18 protein-coding genes are annotated in these 17924 nt (G+C 71.4%); 11 read left to right on the top strand and 7 right to left on the bottom strand.

Annotated elements, in window-relative coordinates:
* The first annotated feature begins 51 nt into the window (after positions 1-51).
* Positions 52-996 (top strand): protoheme IX farnesyltransferase, encoded by a 945-nt coding sequence (gene cyoE, locus IPK71_34425; protein ID MBK8218854.1) that lies wholly within the window; start codon positions 52-54, stop codon positions 994-996.
* 15 nt (positions 997-1011) lie between these two features.
* Here the strand turns inward: cyoE and IPK71_34420 are convergent, their stop codons facing one another.
* From IPK71_34420 to IPK71_34410, 3 genes are all read right to left on the bottom strand, one after another.
* Positions 1012-1407, bottom strand: coding sequence for a hypothetical protein (locus IPK71_34420; protein ID MBK8218853.1), 396 nt, complete (start codon positions 1405-1407; stop codon positions 1012-1014).
* Positions 1408-1580: 173 nt separating this feature from the next.
* A complete protein-coding gene (locus IPK71_34415; protein ID MBK8218852.1) occupies positions 1581-2489 on the bottom strand; it encodes a hypothetical protein in 909 nt (302 codons plus the stop codon).
* On the bottom strand, positions 2486-3040 hold the full coding sequence (locus IPK71_34410; protein ID MBK8218851.1) for a hypothetical protein: 555 nt from the start codon (positions 3038-3040) through the stop codon (positions 2486-2488). The genes IPK71_34415 and IPK71_34410 overlap by 4 nt, the downstream gene beginning before the upstream one ends.
* A 111-nt stretch (positions 3041-3151) precedes the next feature.
* Here IPK71_34410 and IPK71_34405 point away from each other — a divergent pair, with 111 nt between their 5' ends.
* Positions 3152-4573, top strand: a complete 1422-nt coding sequence (locus IPK71_34405; protein ID MBK8218850.1) for a hypothetical protein — start codon at positions 3152-3154, stop codon at positions 4571-4573.
* Positions 4574-4585: 12 nt separating this feature from the next.
* On the opposite strand, the gene IPK71_34400 is transcribed toward IPK71_34405, so the two are convergent.
* Complete coding sequence (locus IPK71_34400; protein MBK8218849.1) at positions 4586-7045, bottom strand: S8 family serine peptidase; 2460 nt, start codon at positions 7043-7045, stop codon at positions 4586-4588.
* Between the two features lie 170 nt (positions 7046-7215).
* Between IPK71_34400 and IPK71_34395 the strand changes: the two genes are divergently transcribed.
* Positions 7216-7494, top strand: coding sequence for a hypothetical protein (locus IPK71_34395; GenBank protein MBK8218848.1), 279 nt, complete (start codon positions 7216-7218; stop codon positions 7492-7494).
* 6 nt (positions 7495-7500) lie between these two features.
* On the opposite strand, the gene IPK71_34390 is transcribed toward IPK71_34395, so the two are convergent.
* Positions 7501-8313, bottom strand: coding sequence for a hypothetical protein (locus IPK71_34390; GenBank protein MBK8218847.1), 813 nt, complete (start codon positions 8311-8313; stop codon positions 7501-7503).
* Positions 8314-8417: 104 nt separating this feature from the next.
* Between IPK71_34390 and IPK71_34385 the strand changes: the two genes are divergently transcribed.
* From IPK71_34385 to IPK71_34370, 4 genes are read left to right on the top strand one after another with little or no spacing between them, the layout of a single operon-like run.
* A complete protein-coding gene (locus IPK71_34385) occupies positions 8418-9176 on the top strand; it encodes an NRDE family protein (protein ID MBK8218846.1) in 759 nt (252 codons plus the stop codon).
* Between the two features lie 49 nt (positions 9177-9225).
* On the top strand, positions 9226-11814 hold the full coding sequence (locus IPK71_34380; GenBank protein MBK8218845.1) for a hypothetical protein: 2589 nt from the start codon (positions 9226-9228) through the stop codon (positions 11812-11814).
* 29 nt (positions 11815-11843) lie between these two features.
* Positions 11844-12440: a GNAT family N-acetyltransferase gene (locus tag IPK71_34375; GenBank protein MBK8218844.1), complete on the top strand. Its 597-nt coding sequence runs from the start codon at positions 11844-11846 to the stop codon at positions 12438-12440.
* Between the two features lie 26 nt (positions 12441-12466).
* A complete protein-coding gene (locus IPK71_34370; GenBank protein ID MBK8218843.1) occupies positions 12467-12979 on the top strand; it encodes a hypothetical protein in 513 nt (170 codons plus the stop codon).
* A 16-nt stretch (positions 12980-12995) separates the two neighbouring features.
* On the opposite strand, the gene IPK71_34365 is transcribed toward IPK71_34370, so the two are convergent.
* On the bottom strand, positions 12996-13595 hold the full coding sequence (locus tag IPK71_34365) for a hypothetical protein (protein ID MBK8218842.1): 600 nt from the start codon (positions 13593-13595) through the stop codon (positions 12996-12998).
* A gap of 115 nt (positions 13596-13710) precedes the next feature.
* Here IPK71_34365 and IPK71_34360 point away from each other — a divergent pair, with 115 nt between their 5' ends.
* Positions 13711-14361 (top strand): TetR/AcrR family transcriptional regulator, encoded by a 651-nt coding sequence (locus IPK71_34360; protein ID MBK8218841.1) that lies wholly within the window; start codon positions 13711-13713, stop codon positions 14359-14361.
* A 6-nt stretch (positions 14362-14367) separates the two neighbouring features.
* Here IPK71_34360 and IPK71_34355 read toward each other — a convergent pair whose 3' ends face one another.
* On the bottom strand, positions 14368-14772 hold the full coding sequence (locus tag IPK71_34355; GenBank protein MBK8218840.1) for an OsmC family protein: 405 nt from the start codon (positions 14770-14772) through the stop codon (positions 14368-14370).
* 81 nt (positions 14773-14853) lie between these two features.
* Between IPK71_34355 and IPK71_34350 the strand changes: the two genes are divergently transcribed.
* The 3 genes from IPK71_34350 (at position 14854) to IPK71_34340 (ending at position 17889) form a co-directional block, all read left to right on the top strand.
* Entirely contained in the window at positions 14854-15639 is a 786-nt protein-coding gene (locus tag IPK71_34350) for a YdcF family protein (protein MBK8218839.1), read from the top strand.
* A gap of 79 nt (positions 15640-15718) precedes the next feature.
* Positions 15719-17269, top strand: coding sequence for a hypothetical protein (locus tag IPK71_34345; GenBank protein MBK8218838.1), 1551 nt, complete (start codon positions 15719-15721; stop codon positions 17267-17269).
* The gene (locus tag IPK71_34340; protein MBK8218837.1) at positions 17266-17889 is read left to right on the top strand and encodes a hypothetical protein; all 624 of its coding nucleotides are present in this window, start codon (positions 17266-17268) and stop codon (positions 17887-17889) included. Before IPK71_34345 ends, IPK71_34340 begins: the two co-directional genes overlap by 4 nt.
* Positions 17890-17924: the final 35 nt, after the last annotated feature.

Raw genomic sequence — 17924 nt, 5'->3', positions numbered from 1 at the left:
GGCATGTACCTATACGCCCCGCTTGGAGCGCCCCGCGCCCCTCCCCGAGCCATGAGCGCCCCCGCCCCGCCCGCCGCCCCGTCCGAGAAGGTCGACGAGACCCCGTCTCTCGCTCCCTCGTTCCGGCTCGCCGACTACGTCGCGCTCGCGAAGCCGCGCATCACGTTCATGGTGGTCGTGACCACGGCGGGCGGCCTCTGGCTCGCGCACCGCACGAACCTCACGACTACGGGCTCGAGCTCGGTCGGCTGGGCGCTCGTCTTGGCCACCCTCCTCGGGACGTCCCTCGTCGTGGCGGGCGCGAACGCGCTCAACATGTACATCGAGCGCGACTTCGACCGCAAAATGGAGCGCACGAAGAACCGTCCGCTCCCGAAGGGCCGTCTCGCGCCCCGGGCCGCCCTCTGGTTCGGCGTCGTCACGTCCTCGCTCTCGGTGCCGATCTTGGCCATCGGCGTGAACCCGCTCACGGCCCTTCTCGCGGTGCTCGCGAACCTGAGCTACGTGCTCGCGTACACGCCGCTCAAGCAGCGCTCGCACCACGCCCTCCTCGTGGGCGCCATCCCCGGGGCGATCCCGCCGCTCCTCGGGTGGACGGCGGTCACGGGCCGCATCGACGCCGCCGGGCTCGTGCTCTTCGGGCTCCTCTTCACCTGGCAAGTGCCGCACTCGCTCGCGATCGCGCTCTTTCGCAAGGGAGAGTACGCGCGCGCCGGGCTCGTGGTCATGCCAAACGTGACGGGCGACGTGGCCGTCAAACACGCCATCGCGCGTTGGCTCGTGCCCGTCGTGGCCTGCTCGCTCCTCGTGGTGCCGCTCGGCCTCGTGCACGGCCTCGGCTATGTCGTCGCGGTCTCGCTGCTCGGGTTCATGTTCTTCGCGGCGGGCGTCGCCGGCCTCGGGAAGACGTCCGACCGGCGCTGGGCGCGAGGCCTCTTCCTCGTGTCGCTCGTGTACCTCGTCGGCGTCTTCATCGCCCTCGGCGTCTGCTCCTGAGACCGGGCACGAGGGTCATCGGACCGCGTCGAGGTTCTTGACCGTCGGACGGTCGTCCTCGGGCACCGCGTCGTAGGCGAACGGCGCGGTCACGTCGTCGTCGAGGTCGGGGAGCGCATGCTCTCCCGTGGCGAGCGCCGACGCGGGCTCCATGAGGCCCAGGACCTCGGGCGCGCGGAGCATGGTCTGCGCGCCTCGACGATCCTTCGCGACGAAGAGCGGACGCGTACCGACGAGCGGCGCGTCGCCGAGGCCGGTCGGCGAGCCCGGGTCCACCGACGCGACGTACCTTGCGCCGAGGAGCTCGACGAGCTCGGCCGCATCACGGGGGATGACGTCGGCGCAGGTGCCCGAGCCGTCCAGATAGATCGCGCCGCCGCGAACCTCGAGCCACACGGGAACCTTCGACACGCTCGCCATGGGTACGCCCCTTCCGACGAGGGCATACGCCGGGGGCCGGGAGGGCTTCCCCCCGACCCCGTCGATTTTTTAGGAGAGCACCTGTCCTCTTCGCCCCCGTGCCCCGCGTCTCGCCGGGGCGAGGCAAAAAATCCAACGATAACAGGCGTTTGTGAACGTTGGCCTCAGAGGCCGAGGGTATCGTCGAGCACGCCGCCGAGCGTCTGGGGAGCCGCGGAGGTGGTCGACCCCTCGATGGCCGCGCTCACCGTCGCGGTCGGTAGACTGGGCGTGTAGACGGACGGACCGGTCGGCGCCTTTTGGGCTCCGGCCTCGGGCACGACCGAGCCCGTGACTTTGGCCGCGACCGCCGCCGCGCCACGACCGACCCCGACGAGGGTCGCGCCGTCGCCCTCGTCGCCGTCCCCATCGGGCGCGAGGCTCGGAATGTCGGCCTTGCGCGCGCTGAGCGGAGCGACCGAGGCCCGCTGTTTGCCCGACTCGGGGGGCGGCGTGAGGTGGCGGTCCTCTTCGGGCTCGGGAGCGGCTTCGATGGCGCGCGGGGCCGAGCGCGGGGCGGGGGGGGCCGCTGCGACGGGCGGGGCGCTCGGCGCACGCGGGGGAGCCGCCACCACCGGCGCGGGCGCCCGGATCGGGACGCTCGCCTGAATGGTCGGATCGTCGTGGTCCTCGGGGTGCGCGAGCAGCGCGTCGACCGAGGGATCGGCGTCGATGCGCACCGACGAGAGGCCACCCATGCCGCTCGACACGGCGGCGGCCTCGGGCACCGGGGTGACGGGCTCGGCGTCGGCCGGCGCGGGCGCCGGGATCGACGACGGGGTCTTCGAAGGCGCGCTCACGGCGGGCAGGGCGCCGTGGCTTCGGCGGCTCGGCGGACCGACGAGGGTCTGGGCGGGGGATCGCGCCTCGACCTTCGCGGGCTCGGCGGCCATGGGGGCGGGGGGCGCGGGCTGTGCGACGACGGGAGGCGCGGACACCGCCGGGGTGAGCCGAGCGCGGGGCTCGGCGGCGCGGGCCATCACCTTCTGAAGCAGCGCTTCGAGCTTCGGGACACGCGGATCGAGCTGGCTCATGCCGCACCCCCGTGGAGCTTCTCGAGGATGGAGCCAAAGCTCTCTCCGGCCGCGACGTACCCACGAACACGCTCGGCCGTGCCGCGGCTCGCGATGAGGAGCCGGGCCTTCCCGTCGGCCGAGCCGATGTGCACGGCGTGGGTGTCTTTGCCCGTCGCCGTCGCGAGGGCGGCGCCGACCATTCCCGCGAGGAACGCGTCGTCGTCGACCGCGGCGTTGCCCACCGTGGCGACGAGCGCCTTGCCCCAACGCTCGAGCCCGAGGGTCCCGAGGCCGGCCGCTGCCACCTCGGCGGCGAGGTCGTTCAGGAACGCTTCGAGCGTGGCCTTGGTGGTGCCGTCGCTCCCGCCGAGGCGCTTGGCGACGCGCGCGCCGAGGGACGCGCCGACCGCCTTCCCGAGCGTCACACGCAGCTCGGAGGGGGCCTCGAGGGTGAGCTCGATGAGCGCGGCAGCCGGGACCAACACGAGGCGCTCGTCGTTCGAGGCGAGCGCGGCTCCGCGCGGAAAGTCGAGGCGGACGGCGCGGGAGGGGTCGAAGGTGGAGACCATAGGGCTCGTTTCGGGGGCCGGGGCCGAAGACCGGGTCGACGCAATCGACTCGGGCGAGGTCCGCAAAAAAGGCCGGCTTTCGTTATAGAGGGGCCGAAAACTTCGTGTCAAATGCGCGTGATGGACCTCCCCCCGAAGCGCGCCTCGTGCGCGCGCGCCGCCCTCGTCGGTCTTGCCTTGGCGAGCGCCGGTTTCACGCGGGAAGCGCGGGCCGCGGACGACGCGGGCCTCTCGGCCAAGGTCCCGGAGGACGCGCCGACGGGCCGAATCGTCCGGTTTGGCCCGAGGAGGCCGCCGCGCGCGACCCACGCCTGCTCGTTCGCGGAGCCGGTGTGCGTGTGGGGCCATGTGGGAGATGAGCCCCTGGTCCTCGCCACCCTCCGATCCGCCGAGCGCGCCCTCGCGGTCCTCCGTGGCCCGCTGCGTATGGCGCCCCCCGATGGCAGCCTCGACGAGGGCACGTTCGATCTGGTGCTCACGGACACGAACGAGGTCGAGGCCGAGGTCGTCTTGGGTGACCTCGATCCCCGATCGCCGCTCGACCGGGCGTCGGGCTACGTGGTGCTGTCGCGGAGGCTCCGCCCCGGGTGCGCGCTCGACGTGGCGGTGGCGCGCGCCGTGACCCGCGGCGTGCTCCTCCGGACCGCGCCGGGAACGGACGAAGGCTCCGCGCAAGCCGAGGCCCAAGCGGTCGCCGAGCTCGTCGAGCCTTGCGCGCCGATCCGCGCGAGCGCGGCCTACACGAGCTTCCAAGAGCACCCCGAGCGAGCCCTGGTCTCGCGCACGGCCTTCGAGGTCGGTCACCGCTTCGAGGCGCTCCGCGACCCTCCGTTCGACGAGTCCCGCGAGGCGACGCAAGCCATCGGCACGGCGCTCTTCTACCGCTGGCTCGAGCGCGGGTTCGCCCGCGAGCCCGGGAGCCTGCTCCGTGGCCTCTTCGCGCTGCGCGCCGCCAAGACACCCCCGGGCGCGATCCGCTTCGTCAACGAGCCCGACGCGTTCGACGTGCTCGGCAAGAGCTTCCGCGACAAGCTCTTCGACGGCTCGACGCTCGACGATCTGCTGGTCGACTTCTCGCTCTCTCGCGCGCGCTTCGGAGCAGGCGAGGGGGGCGCGGCCGCGGCGCTGTCCGGCGTGCCTCGTGCGCGTGTCGATTGGGACGTGCCGTACCCGTCGGCCCCGCGGAGGCTCGCTCCGGCCTACCCCGTCGAGCCTACGGGGGTCTCGTACGTGGTCGTGCGCACGGCCGGCCTACGCGAAGGCGCGCGGCTCCGCATCGAGGCGTCATGGGAGGAGCATGCCCGCATGCGCGTCGCGTTCGTCCGCCTCGACGCGGCGTCGAACGAGCTCGGCCGCGCCCGCGTCGCGGCGCCTCCGATGGCCCACGAGGCGCAGATGACCATCGCGGACCTCGCGGGCACCGATCGCCTGGTCGTGGCGGTGGTCGCGCTCGGGGATCCGTCGTTCCATTTCGATCCCGACGACGTGGTCCACGAGCCTCACGGGTACGCGCTCACCATCGCCCCCGAGTGAGGCGGGCCAAGACTAGCCTCGGGAGCGCCGGCGGATCGCGGCCACGACCACGAGGCCGAGCGCGCTCACCGCGAAGCCGGCCCAGGTCGTGTCACGCGCGAGGGGGAGCTCCGCGCAGCCCCCTCCGACGCGGCTCGAGTAGCCTGCGTTCCACGGATCGGTCGCGACCGGAATGGTGCGCGGGGCGACGATGGGGACCCCGTCGAACGTCGCCCCGAACGTAGCGCGCTCGAGGCCGAGGCCCTCGTCGCCGACGCGGAACGTGTAGGTGTAGAGCCCCGGCGCCTTGCGCGTGACGGGCCCGACCTGCCTCTCGACGCCGCCGATGCGGACCGTGGGGACGAGCCGCGCGACGTCGAAGAGATCGGCGCGGTGCTCTCCGTCCTCGGTGCGGAGCTCGAGCAGCGCGGTTACCGCACGCGAGCCGTCGGCCGGCACGTACGACGAGCTCAGCGCGATCCAACTCTGGGCCGCGTTCGGCAGGTAAAGCTTCGGATCTCTTAGCCTTTCGAGGGCATCGAGCGAGCCGAGCACGTCGACCTCGCCGGGCCCGTTCTGGTCGTCGAAGGGGGCCGGCCCCCGGAAAGGATGCGCGCCCGCTTGAAGGAGTGCGGCCACCTTGTCTTGGGTCAACGTCGGGTCGCGCTGGAAGAGCAGCGCGACGACGCCCGCGACGATGGGGGACGCCATGCTCGTGCCTGCGCTGATGCCGTGATCGCGATCGACGAGGAGGCAGCTCGGGTCGGCCTTGGCGCGCTTCGGGCACGCCGCGGACGTGAAGATGCTGCGGAGCGAGCTCGGGGGGGCCTGGCGAGACGCGGTCGACGCGACGATGCCCCCGGGCGCGGCGATCTCGGGCTTCTGGACGCCGTCGACGTTGGGGCCGGCGCTCGAGAACCAACACACCTCGCCGTCCACGAGATCCCGGGCGACTCCCGTGCCGACGAGCCCGAGGGCGTCGGTCTCGGGGACCGTGAGGGCGACGTCCGAGCCCGCCGCGCTCCGCCATCGCACCCGATTGACCGAGCACCCGACGCCGATGATCGACGGATGCGCGGCCGGCAAGTTGATCGTGCCCTCGCGGACGCCGTTGGTGAACGCGACGGGCGTGATTCCCGCGGCGCCGCCGAGCGCTTGGAGGTAGAGGTCGACGTCGCCCGGGCTGTCCCCTTGGTTCTCGAGGGTGATCGCGTACGTGCCCTCGCGGAACGCGCCCGACCACACCGCGACCGCGCCGCGGTGGCCCTCGGGCACGAGGCGCCGCGGCTCGAGCGAGCCGTTCACGACGCCGACGGTGACGCTCTCGCCGCGCTCGCCGTCCTCCGCGCCTTCGGCGACGGGTGGAACCCACTCGCCGAGCGGAGAGTCGACCCCGAGGCCGATGCGGGTCGCGCCGCGGAACGTCGCCCACACTTGGACCGCGCCGCTCGTCACGGTCTTCGACCGGATGGGCACGCGCACCGTCGCGCCCCGAGGGACGTGCACGCTCTGGTGGATCGCCTGCTCGGCCACCGAGCCGCTGTTGCCCGCCGCGGCGACGATCGCCCGGCCCGGGTGGCTCGGCCCGACGAACGACGCGATCGCGCGCTCCCACATCATCGAGCCGTCATGAGGCCCGAAATCGCTGCCGAGCGAGAGGTTCACGGACATGGGCCGCTTCATGCGGTCGGCCACGGCGAACATGAACCCCACCGCGCGCACGAGGTCGTCGTTGTCGATCGAGTCGGTGCCCGGGCGCGTGATGCGCGCCACGACGAGCTCGGCGCGAGGGGCGACCCCGGCGTGGGGCCCGCCGCCACCGCCGCCCACGGCCGAGCCGCTCACGTGCGAGCCATGACCGACCTCGTCGGTGGGAAGCTCCGAGGTCTTTCCCTGATCGACGAGCGCCTGAAGATCGGCCTTCGAGTAGACGGCCCCCGAGACGAGGACGCCCGAGTCGTCTTTGACGCCGAACGCGGCCTCGAGGTCCGGGTGCGTTCCACGCGGCGGGCGCGAGAGATCGAGCACCCAAGCGACCCGAACCTTGCCATTTTCGTCGAGAAAATCCGGGTGGGTGACGTCGGCTCCCGTGTCGGCGACACCGACGAGGGTGCCCGCGCCGTCGGCCCCCGAGGCGTTCGCGATGCGCGACCGAACGACCTGGCCGACGCGCTCGTTCAGGAGGTGGAGAGGCGAGCCCACCTCGAGCGGAATGTTCGGGTGTGCCTTGGCGAACGCGAGCGCCTTGGTGCTCCCGTCGACCCACGCGAAGCCCGGCGCGGCCTCACGGAGCCCGAGGGAGGCCGGCGTCTGCCCTCGAGGGAGCTCGACGAGCGCGGACACGTGACCCTTGCTCGGCGCGAGCACGCTCTCGGCGCGCGAGCCGAGCACGCGCAAGAGCGCAGCTCCGTTGGGCACGTCGGCGGTCGCCGGTGCGGAGGCCGAGAAGAGGACGAGAGCCAAGAGCGCGCCCACGGGGCGACCACGTGCCATCCGCGCACCATAGCGCGGAACACGGGCCCGCCCCGAGTCTTCGGCGCGCCCGAATCGGCCGTCGGTCGGGTCCGCCGATGGTGACCGTGGCACGTGGAGGAACGCTTCGGTCGCGGCGACGCTCGAGCTCTGCGATGCGCACGTGTGCGGTCGTGTGGTAGGCTCGACCTGTGTCCTCCGGTGCGCTCGAGGTCGTGGTCGATGGTGTGAAGCTCCCCGACGAGGAGGCGCGCGCGATGTGGGCGCGTTTCTCCGCGTGGATGGACGAGCACAAGGGAGACCTCGCCGGGTTCGCCGCGCGCGAGGGGTTCGTGAGCGTGAAGCCCGCGATGTCGGGGGGCCGCCCGGTGCTGGTCGCGAGCGTTCGTGAGGCTCAGGTCGCGTACGCCAACGCGCGCGAGATCGGGGCGCCCAAGGGCGCGCGGGGAGCCGGAAAACCCAAGCGTTAAGAGGGGTTACGTCCGCGCTTGGTCGCGCGCCTCGCGTCGCGCCGCGGCGAGCACACGGAGCAGCGCGGGCTCCCTCTCCGCGGGCACCTCGCTCGTGGCGTACCAGAGCGCCCGCTCGAAGAGCTTCGAGGCCGTCGACGCGAGGGCCCTCGAGAGCACGTGCGCCTCGTGGTCGTCGCGTGGGGGGCCGAGCACGACCGCCGCCGCCGCGCGAAGCTCGGGTCCGAGCCTCGGGCACGCGACGATGGCCAGCAGGCGATCCCGGGGGAGGCTCGCGGCGCGGTAGTCGGCGCGGGCGAGGGACTCGAGGCGGCGTGTCCAGTCGTGTGCGTCCCCCGAAGGGCCGAGCAGGCTCGCGTCGTGCGCGAGATCGGCCTCGGCGCCGAGCGCGACCACCGACAGCGTCGCGTTCTTTCGCCACGCCACCCGCCCGAGGATCTCCTCGGGGCGCTGGGTTCGGAGCTCGAGGGTGCGCCCTCCTCGTACGCGGAGCTCCGCGCCTTCGACCGTGCGCACCTCGCCCTCGAGGGCGTCGTAGGGCACGAACAGGCGGCGTCCGAGCCAGACCACGGCGAGCCCGTCGTACCCGAGCACGAGCTTCGCGGGGACGGACGTCACCGCGAAGGCCACCACGAACGCGACCACGAGCGCGAAGAGCGCCCCCGCGCCGAAGAGTGGCGCGAGCCCGAGCGTGACCGCGAGGCCCGCGCCGAAGATCACGACGAGCGGCTTTCCGGTGAGCAGCGGGGGCACCCCGATCGAGAGCTCGTCGCGCGGCGCGAGCGCCTCCGGATCGGCCTCGGGAGAGAGCATCGTCATCGCGAGCTCGTCCTCGGCGAGAGGCGGGGCGTCGTGCGTTCGGTGCGGCGCATCGTCGCCTCGAAGACTACCAGAGCGCGCGCCGAGGAGCGCGGCGTGGCACCATGCGCGTCATGTGCATCGTGCTCGTCGCGTACGGTCTCGATCCGGACTGTCCGCTCGTCGTGCTCGCGAACCGCGACGAGACCTTCGCGCGCCCCGCGGCCGCCGCGGCCTCGTGGCCCGATCACGACGACGTCCATGGCGGTCGTGACCTCGAGAAGGGTGGGGGATGGCTGCTCGTCTCGCGGTCTCGGAGGCTCGCGTGTGTCACCAACGTGCGCGCGCCCGGCGCCCAGAAGGATGGGCGCTCACGCGGGGAGCTCGTCGTGCGCGGGGTCACGGCCCAGGTCTCGGCGGAGGAGCACGCGCGCGCGGTCCCCGTGGGCGAGTACCCGGCCCACAACGCGCTCTACTTCGACGGCGCGTCGCTCGTGTACACGAACGACGAGGGCCACGTGCGCGCGCTCGAGCCGGGCATCTTCGGGCTCTCGAACGCGCGCCTCGACACGCCGTGGCCCAAGGTCGAGCGTGGCAAACGTGACCTCGCCGCGTGGCTCGCAGGCCCCCGCTCGCTCGACGACGCCTTCGCCATCCTGGCCGACCGCACGATCGCCGAGGACGACTCGCTCCCTTCGACCGGCGTCGGGCTCGAGGTCGAGAGGGCGCTCTCGTCGGTCTTCATCCACGCGCTCGCGGGCGCCGGGTACGGCACGCGCGCCTCGACCGTCGTCCGGGTGCGCAGGTCTTGCGTCGAGCTCGTCGAGCGCAGCTACGACGTGCGCGGCGAGGTGTCGGGGGAGGTGCGCTTGACGCTCGGATAACGCGAAACTCGCGTGCATTTTGGCCGAGAACGGCCCACGATGAGGTCCGATGAAACCGTCGCGCGCGCTCTTCTTGGTCTTCCTGGTCTCGGCGTGTGGCATGTCGATCGACCCGGGGCCCGCCGAAGAAATCGACGCGGGCAGCGACGCTGGCGACGGCGGGGTGATCGTTCCCACGAACGATGGCGGACGGCCTCCTGCGGACGCCAACGTCCCCGACTCCGTCGCGCCTCCGGTCGCGAAGCTCGTGGTGTCCGCGCCCTCGGGGCCCGCGACGAACGAGGCCGGCGGCACCGTCACGTTCACCGTGGCCCTCGCGACCGAGCCCACCGGAACGGTTAAGGTCCCGCTCGCGGTGTCGCGGCCCACCGAGGCCAAGCTCGACACGACCGAGCTCTCCTTCGACAAGGCCACGTGGAACGTCCCGAAGACCGTCACCGTGACGGGCCTCGACGACTCCGTCGCCGACGGGGATCAGGCGTACACCGTGAGCGTCGGGCCCGCTTCGGGCGCCGGATACGACGGCGTCTCCGCGTCGCCGATCTCCCTCAAAAACGAGGATGACGACACCCCCGGGTTCTTCGTGGGCAACGTGTCCGGCATGGCCACCGAGGCCGGCGGCACCGCGACGTTCACGGTGCGCCTCCGCACGCAACCCACGGCCGACGTGACGATCCCGGTCGTGAGCTCCGACCTCACCGAGGGCACGACCGACGTGACCCAGCTCGTGTTCACGACCGCGAACTGGGCCACGCCGCAGACCGTGACCGTGACCGGCGTGGACGACGCCTACGACGACGGCAACGTGACGTACCCCGTCACGCTCGGCGCGGCGACGAGCTCCGACGCGAGCTACCAGGGCAAATCGCCCGCGTCGCCCATGGTCACCACGACCGACGACGACACCGCGGCCCTCGTCCTGTCGCCCCCTTCGGGCACCAAGACGAACGAGCGCGGCGGCGCGGTCACCTTCGACGTGACCCTGGCGGCGCGCCCCACGGCCAACGTGGTGGTGCCCATCGTCTCGTCCGACACGACCGAGGGCGCCGTGTCGCCGGCGCAGCTCACCTTCACCACGAACGACTGGAGCACACCGCAGACGGTGACCGTGACCGGTCAACCCGACGCCCTCCGCGACGGGGCCATCGCGTACACCGTTCGGCTCGGACCCACCACGAGCGTCGACACGCCCTTCGCGGCCCTCACCGCGCAGGTCGCGCTCACGAACGACGACGATCCGCTGCCCGGCTACGTCGACTACTCGATCAACCACATCCTCTGCTCGGGCCAGAGCAACTCCACGGCGAACGGAGGCACGCGCAACGATCTCAACCAGGGCGCGCCGCAGTTCCAGTTCACGGCTCCCCACCCCACGCACACGAACCTCACGTTCGACACGGGCGTCTTCGTGTCGCAGGGGTGCTCGGGCGGCGGATGCAACGCGAGCACCGTGCGGACGCCGGCGTCCTTCATGCCCATCCGCGAGGGAGATCCGTTCCTCGGGTACGGCGTCGAGACGATCTCGAGCGCCATGGCGAACCGCATCTCCGATCTCGCGATCGGCACGTATTTCCCCGGGACGGGGTTCACCAAACACGACGTGCTCGTGAGCCAACACGGCCGCAGCGGGTTCAACTACGCGTGCCTCCGTAAGGGCGGGTGCGGCTGGCAGATCGAGGGCAACCCCTCGTACTCCGACGGCATGCGCCAGGTCGACTCGGGCATGGCGCTCGCGGCGGCGGCCGGCCGAAGCTACGTGGTCCGCGGCGTCACGTTCATGCACGGCGAGGACGACCACTACAACTACGGCGATCTCTGGCCCTGGCCGAAGCGCGCCGGCGGCGGGAACCTCGCGAACTACGGCGAGGCGCTGAACGAGCTCCAGACCGACTACGAGACCGACATCAAGGCCAAAACCGGCCAGGCCGAGAGCGTGCCCCTCTTCGTCATCCAGATGCAGGGCTGGACGAACACCAACGTCGCGACGTCCGATCCCGACTACGTGCCGCCCACGTCGAGCCCGATCCCGATCCAGCAGTTTCAGGCGCACAAGGCCTACCCGAAGGTGGTGCTCGTCGCGCCCGGGTACATGCTCCTTTTCAACGACTGCCTCCACTTCAACGGCTTCGGCCAGCGGCGGCTCGGCGAGTACATCGCGAAGGCGTACTCCAAGTGGGTGTTCGAGGGGCAGAAGTGGCAGCCCACGAGCCCGACGCAGGTCACGCGCGCGGGCAACGTGGTCACCGTCAAGTTCCACGTGCCCGTCCCGCCGCTCGTGCTCGACACGGCCAACGTCTCGAACCCAGGGAATTTCGGCTTCCGTTACCTCGTCGGAGGTACGGCGGGCAAGGTCGCGAGCGGCACGGCGCAGGCGATCTCGAGCGTCCAAGTGACCGCGCCCGACACGGTGACCATCACCTTGGCGGCCACGCCCACCGGCGCGAACCAGCGCCTCGAGTACGCGAACTACTACGCCCAGGCGGGCCTCACCCCGCCGCGCCCGGGCTGCCCCGGGCCTACGCAGGGCGTGCGCGGCAACCTCCGAGACTCCGACCCGGCGACGAGCGTCACGGGCGGTCTCCCGCTCTACAACTGGGGCGTGAGCTTCGAGCTGCCCGTTCCGTACCAGGATCCGTGAACGGTCGGCGCGCCTCGCGCGAGGAGGCGATGACTACGCTCATCGAACGCGAGCCCGACATGCAGGAGCTCGACGCGGCGCTCGCGCTCCTCGTTCGCGCGTTCGACGACGACCCCTTCTACGTGTGGCTCGAGCCGCGAGCGTCGCTTCGGGCCGAGCTCGCGCGAGGGCTCCTCTCGTTCGCGATGTCGGGCGCGACGGTCCGCGTCGCGACGAGCGGCGACGACGTGCTCGGCGTGATCGCGTTCCACGATCCGCAGCTCCCGGCCTCGGGGGCGCCGCGGTCGCTCTCGGCCGTCGCCTCCGCGGTGCTCTCGCATCCCCTGCGCACGCTCGCCGCGGGCGCCGTGTACGCGTCGGTGCTCGCCCGTCGCCCGAGGGGCGCGATGGTGGTCGAGCTCTTCGCGGTCGACGAGGCGGCGCGCGGCCGCGGGGTAGGCAAGGGGCTCCTCGAGGCCGTCCTCGCCCGCGCCGATGCGCTCGCGGTCGACACGCACCTCGAGACGACGCGGCCGTCGAACGTGGCGCTGTACGAGCGCTTCGGCTTCTCCACCGTGGGCGCGCCCGTGAAAATCGCGGGGTCGGCGCCAACCTTTTGCATGCGGAGGCCGCGAGCGGCATCGTAGGGGCGTTGATCCCTCCGACTGCCCCCATGGTCCGACGTGCGCTCCGTGCTCCGCTCCTCGTCGCCGCGCTCGTGGCGAGCGTGACGGTCTCCGCCGCGGCGTGCAGCTCCGATCCCGATGTCGCTCTCGCGGACGCCTCGACGCCGAGCGACGCCGCGCGTGACACGTCACGCCCTCCTTTGCCGCCCGCAGGGCCCCGCGAGCTGCCGTGCGAGATCGACGCGCTGCTCTCGTCGCGTTGCCACGCCTGCCACGACGGGCAGCTCGCGCTCCCGAGGCTCGTCACCCACGAAGACCTCACGGCGCCTTACCCGGCCGGCGGCACGAGGACCCTCGCCGAGGTGGCCCTCGGGCGCATCACCGCCGAGCGCGGGTTCATGCCGCCCCCGCCGCGCCCACGCCCCACCGAGGCCGAGGTCGACGCGTTCCGCGCGTGGGTCACGGGGGGCCGGCCCAAGGGCACGTGCGCGCCCGATGCCGGCGCGAGCGACGCCTCGCCCTCCGACGGCGGCCCGGCCGACGCCGCCGCCTCCGACTGACCACGCTCAGCGGACGTCAGGCAGTCCCGTTCGCCTCACGGGCCATCCGGGCGCGCTTGCGGAAGACGTTCACGAGCCCCAAGGGCAAGAGCGGCAGACACAGCGCGAAGAAGGTGAGCCCGATGATCGTGCCCGCGAGCCCGAGGGCCACGAAGCGGGCGCGCTCGCCCAAGGTGGCCGCGCTCGAAGGCTCCCCCACGTGCCGTGCGCGTACGGCCTCGACGTCCTCCCCGAGGGTCCGCTCGTAGTCTTCGGCGTAGAGCGTGCGCGAACGGAGCCCGCGCCGGAAGGCCGCGAACGTGCGCGAATGGGCGAAGAACATGCCCGAGGCGAGCCCCGACAGGTTGATGACGAACGCCGTCTTCGCGTTCGGGCACCCGGCCCCGATCTCCCAGGCCGAGATCTCGAGCTCGCCGACGGTGTTCGTCCGGTACCCCGTGAGGATGTGGTGCAGATCGTGGAACCTCACCGCCCACTTCCTGCCGGACGTGTTGGGGAAGGGCATCGGGATCGGGCCGAGCTCGAAGTCGACCCACGCGTCCCCGTAGCCGCCGTCGTCCCCGAAGCCGTTGTCCCGAAAGTAGGTCGCGAGCGCGTCGCGCATCGTCGTGGTCATGGCGTCCTCCTGACCAGAGCCTAGGGCAATAATGACTATAGTCAATGACTGTAGTCATAATTTTGTGCACGCCTGACGTTCGCGAACGCCCGCCGCTCGGGTACCGTCGGCGCCGATGAGCCGGAAGAAGGGAAAGGACGAGACCCGAGACCGGGTGCGCAAGGCCGCGTGGGAGCTCTTCTCGGACGTGGGATACGAGGCGACCACCACCAAGTCGATCGCGGAGCGCGCGGGCGTCGCCACGGGCACCGTGTTCGTGCACGCGACCGACAAGGCCGATCTCCTGCGCTCGGTCGTGTACACGGAGCTCGAGCGCATCGTCGAGGAGGGGACCCAAGAGGTCGGCAAGGGCGCCCTCGTCGACGAGTGGCTGCGGCTCTTCTCGCGGCTCCTCGTGTTTTACGGGCAAAACCGCAAGGTGTCGGAGGCCTTCCTCTCGGTGACGATGGCGCCGGCGCTCGACGCCATGCACTCGGGCTACGCGCTCGAGGTGACCATGCGTTTCCTCGGCGTGCTCGCGGGGCTCGTCGAGCAGGCGAAGACACGCGGCGACGTGCGCGAGGACGTAGGCTCGCTGCTCGCCGCCCAGGCCGCCTTCGCGCTCTACTTCAGCGTTCTGTCGGCGTGGCTCCAGGGGTTCTCGTCGACCGAGGGCGCCATCGCGTCGCTCCGCGATCTGCTCACGCTGCTCGTGCGAGGGCTCGGCCCGGCCGAGGCGCCCAAGAAGAAGGCGCCCAAGAAGCGCGCCGGGCGCTCCCCTCGATGAGCGTGGTCAGTCGGCGAGGCGCGTCGAGACCTTGATCTTGGAGCCCTCGAGGGCGCGGTGCACGGGGCACTTGTTGGCGATCTCGAGGAGGCGCTGGCGGGCGTCCTCGTCGAGCTCGCCTGTGAGCGTGATGACCCGCTCCATGAGGCGGTCGGTGCCCGAGACGGTTTGTGTGAGCTCGACGTTCACGCCGGTGAGAGAGTAGCCCTTGCGGTCGGCGTAGAGCCGGAGGGTCATGTTGGTGCAGGCGCCGAGGGCGGCCGCGACGAGCTCGAACGGCATGGGACCGTGATCTTCGCCCCCGAGCGCGACGGGCTCGTCGGCCACGAGCGTGTGCGGGCCGCACGTGACGGCGTTCTCGAGCTTTTTTTCGGGCAGGGTTCGGACGACGACGGGGCGCTCGTGCTGCATGGACCGAGGGTAGCCGACGCGGCCGCCGAGTGGGATCGCCTTGGGCGCGAAAGGGTGCCAAAGTCGCGGCGCGATCGCCCCATGTTCTTCCTCCTGTCCAAGATCCTCGACGTCCTCCTCAGCCCGTACTCGTGGGGCATCGGCCTCATGGCGCTCGCGCTCCCGTTTCGTCGGGCCAAGCGGCCGCTCGGTCCACGTCGGCGCGCCGCGGCCTTCGCGGGGCTCGTCGTCGTGCTCGTGTTCTCGCTCGACCCGACGGCGAACGCGCTCACCCGCGCGTGCGAGGGCGACACGGTGCGCGGAGACACGGGCGACAAACACTACGACGCCGTGATCTTGCTCGGCGGCGTGCTCGAGGATCGCGCCATGTTCTCGAGCGGCCAGCGCGCCTACAACGGCAACGTCGAGCGCCTGCTCGCCACCTACGATCTCTTGCGCCGCGGCGTCGCCCGCGACGTCATCGTGTCGGGCAGCTCCCCCACCGCGCGCCCCGGCACCGTCGAGGCCGTCGTCCTGGCCGATCAGCTCGCCGACTGGGGCATCGCGCGCGAGCGCATCGTGCTCGAGGACAAGTCCCTCAATACACGCGAGAACGCCGTGCTCTCGATGAAGCTCGCCGAGGCCCGTGGGTACAAGACGCTCTTGCTCGTCACGTCGGCCACCCACATGGTGCGCGCGCTCGGGTGCTTTCGCGCGGTCGGCGCCGACCCCGAGCCGTACGCGGTCGACTTTCGCTCCTACACACCCTCGGCGTTCCCGGCGACCTACCTGCCTCGCGCCGAGTACCTCGCGCGCTCGACCGAGATGCTCCGCGAGCTCTTCGGGCGGGCGGTGTATCGGGCGCAAGGGTACGCGGTCTACCGCTGACGTCGCAGCCGCTCGCGTCGCCTCCGAAGACGTGTAGAATTGGCTCGAAGAGCTTACGTTCGGAAGGGTCAGGTCCTCGGTGAAACGCGCGATCGTGTCGTCTTTGGGTGCTCTCGTCGTGGCGTGCTCGTCGGTCGCCGATCCCGAAGGAGGGGGAGGTCCGCAGCCGACCGAGGTGGTCCCGCTCGCCCCGCTCGGCCCCGTGAAGACCACGTTCGACCGAACGTACTCACCGAAACGCGCGCCCCAGAAGGCCGTCTCGGGAAAGAACCCGTCGCATCCGGACGCGTACGCGGCCTACCTCTCGGAGGGCTTCGGCGAGCTCGTCGAGGGCGCGGGAGAGCCGTACGTCATGCGCACGCTCGGCGGGGAGATGGTGCCGACGCCGGGCCCGAACCCGAAGCGCCTCGTGCGGTTCGTGCACATGCCCGACCTGCAAATCCTCGACGACGAGTCCCCCACGAGGCTCGGCAACTTCGACGCCCCCGAGCTCACCGACGCCGCGCTCCGCCCTCAAGACGGCTATCTGTGCCGCATGGCCAACGCCGCCGTGCGCACCGTGAACGTGCTGCACAAGGCCGATCCCATCGCGTTCACGCTGCTCGGGGGCGACAACGCCGACAGCGCGCAGACGAACGAGGTCGACTGGGTGCTCGGCGTGCTCTCGGGCGCCGACCGCATCGAGTGCGACTCGGGCGCCGACGACGACCCGGTCGCCGGCCCGAACAACGACGGCAAAGATCCCTTCAAGGCCGACGGGCTCGCGATGCCGTGGAAATGGGTCACGGGCAACCACGACGTGCTCGTCCAGGGCAACCTCGGCGTGGGCGACGTGAAGCGCCGCGAGGCCCTCGGGGTCACGCCGAACGGCGGCACGAGGCACTACGAAAATGGGCTCCTCGGCGCGGTGAGCCGCGAGGACGTGGTGGCCGACGAGCGGCGCGCGCTCCTCGATCGCAAGGCCCTCATGAGCAAGGTCGCGAGCCACGGCGACGGCCACGGCCTCGGCCCCGCGGAGCGCGAGTCGGGGCGGGCGACGTACACGTTCGACGTCGACGGGACGCCCCTCCGGTTCCTCGTGATCGACACCGCGGCCGACTCGGGCGGGGCCGATGGTCTCCTTCGCCGGAGCGAGATCGACCGTGTCATCAAGCCCGCGCTCGACAAGGCCAAGGCCGAGCAGAAGCTCGTCGTGCTCGCGTCGCACCACGCGCAGACGAGCCTCACGAAGAACGGCGGCACCTTCGGGACCGACGCGCCCGACCCGGTGCTCCCCGAAGATTGGGCCACGTTCCTCGGCGGTTACCCCAACGTAGTGTTCAGCATGGTGGGGCACTCGCACGAGCACAAAGTGCGCGAGATCAAGACCCCGGGCGGCCGAGGCTATTGGGAGGTCATGACCGCGGCCATCGCCGACTTCCCTCACCAGTTCCGGGTCGTCGAGATCTTCGACCAGGACAACGGCTACCTCATGCTCCGCGGCACCGCGGTCGACTACGCCGCCGAGGGCGACGCGGTCGCGGCCGAAGGGCGGAGGCGCGGGGTCGTCGATCTCGAGGCCGGTTGGACGCCCGGGGGCGTCGGCAAGAAAGACGATCGCAACGTCGAGCTGTGGATCAAAAAACCGTGAAATCGTACGTCCTCGCCACTGTCGGCCTCCTCGCGCTGCCCCCCATGTGCTCGTCGAAAGACGGCGACGCCGATCCGTCCAAGGTGCCCATCGAGAGCGCGCAGACGGGCCCCGACGCCGCGCCCAAGGTGATGGTCAAGGCCGTCCCGGTGACTGCGTTCAGCGACGCGGGCGCCCCCGACGACAAGTCGCCCTACGAGCAGGCCAAGGAGTACCACGCGCGCGGCCAGAACTGGGTCGCGCGCCTCCTCGTCGAGAAGCAGGCGCTCTCCCCCGCCGGAACGAAAGACGAGGCCGAGCTCCTGCTCGAGATCTGCAAGGCGCAAGGCGACGCGCCGTGTGTCCAAGAGTGCGCGCACAAGCTCGGGCGAAAGATCACGTTCGACGGCGGCGTGGCCCCGGGCCCGGCCATCTCGAACGAGCACCCTCAAGAGACCCCGTTCTCCAAGGCGCGTGATCTCCACCTCAAGAAGAAGCTCAAAGAGGCGCGCGCCATCCTCGAGCCCCGCGTGATCGACGGCAAGGCCGCCCCCGAAGAGACCAAGCTGCTCCTCCAGATCTGCACCACGCAGAACGACAAGATGTGCGTGGCGCTCTGCAAGAAGCAGCTCGGCGGCTGACTACGCTCAGCGAGCTCGGGCGTGCCTTGGGCGTG

It is taken from the genome of Myxococcales bacterium (assembly GCA_016712525.1).
Classification (GTDB): Bacteria; Myxococcota_A; Polyangia; order Polyangiales; family Polyangiaceae; genus JAAFHV01.
This window is presented reverse-complemented; position numbering and strand designations above follow the sequence as displayed.

Excerpts from the sequence above, each read along its gene's own strand:
- IPK71_34360 (MBK8218841.1), top strand. The coding sequence starts at position 13,711 with ATGAGCCGGAAGAAGGGAAAGGACGAGACCCGAGACCGGGTGCGCAAG.
- IPK71_34390 (MBK8218847.1), bottom strand. The coding sequence starts at position 8,313 with ATGACGATGCTCTCTCCCGAGGCCGATCCGGAGGCGCTCGCGCCGCGC.
- cyoE (MBK8218854.1), top strand. The coding sequence starts at position 52 with ATGAGCGCCCCCGCCCCGCCCGCCGCCCCGTCCGAGAAGGTCGACGAG.
- IPK71_34365 (MBK8218842.1), bottom strand. The coding sequence starts at position 13,595 with ATGACCACGACGATGCGCGACGCGCTCGCGACCTACTTTCGGGACAAC.
- IPK71_34405 (MBK8218850.1), top strand. The coding sequence starts at position 3,152 with ATGCGCGTGATGGACCTCCCCCCGAAGCGCGCCTCGTGCGCGCGCGCC.
- IPK71_34350 (MBK8218839.1), top strand. The coding sequence starts at position 14,854 with ATGTTCTTCCTCCTGTCCAAGATCCTCGACGTCCTCCTCAGCCCGTAC.
- IPK71_34355 (MBK8218840.1), bottom strand. The coding sequence starts at position 14,772 with ATGCAGCACGAGCGCCCCGTCGTCGTCCGAACCCTGCCCGAAAAAAAG.
- IPK71_34385 (MBK8218846.1), top strand. The coding sequence starts at position 8,418 with ATGCGCGTCATGTGCATCGTGCTCGTCGCGTACGGTCTCGATCCGGAC.
- IPK71_34400 (MBK8218849.1), bottom strand. The coding sequence starts at position 7,045 with ATGGCACGTGGTCGCCCCGTGGGCGCGCTCTTGGCTCTCGTCCTCTTC.
- IPK71_34380 (MBK8218845.1), top strand. The coding sequence starts at position 9,226 with ATGAAACCGTCGCGCGCGCTCTTCTTGGTCTTCCTGGTCTCGGCGTGT.
- IPK71_34415 (MBK8218852.1), bottom strand. The coding sequence starts at position 2,489 with ATGAGCCAGCTCGATCCGCGTGTCCCGAAGCTCGAAGCGCTGCTTCAG.
- IPK71_34375 (MBK8218844.1), top strand. The coding sequence starts at position 11,844 with ATGACTACGCTCATCGAACGCGAGCCCGACATGCAGGAGCTCGACGCG.
- IPK71_34410 (MBK8218851.1), bottom strand. The coding sequence starts at position 3,040 with ATGGTCTCCACCTTCGACCCCTCCCGCGCCGTCCGCCTCGACTTTCCG.
- IPK71_34370 (MBK8218843.1), top strand. The coding sequence starts at position 12,467 with ATGGTCCGACGTGCGCTCCGTGCTCCGCTCCTCGTCGCCGCGCTCGTG.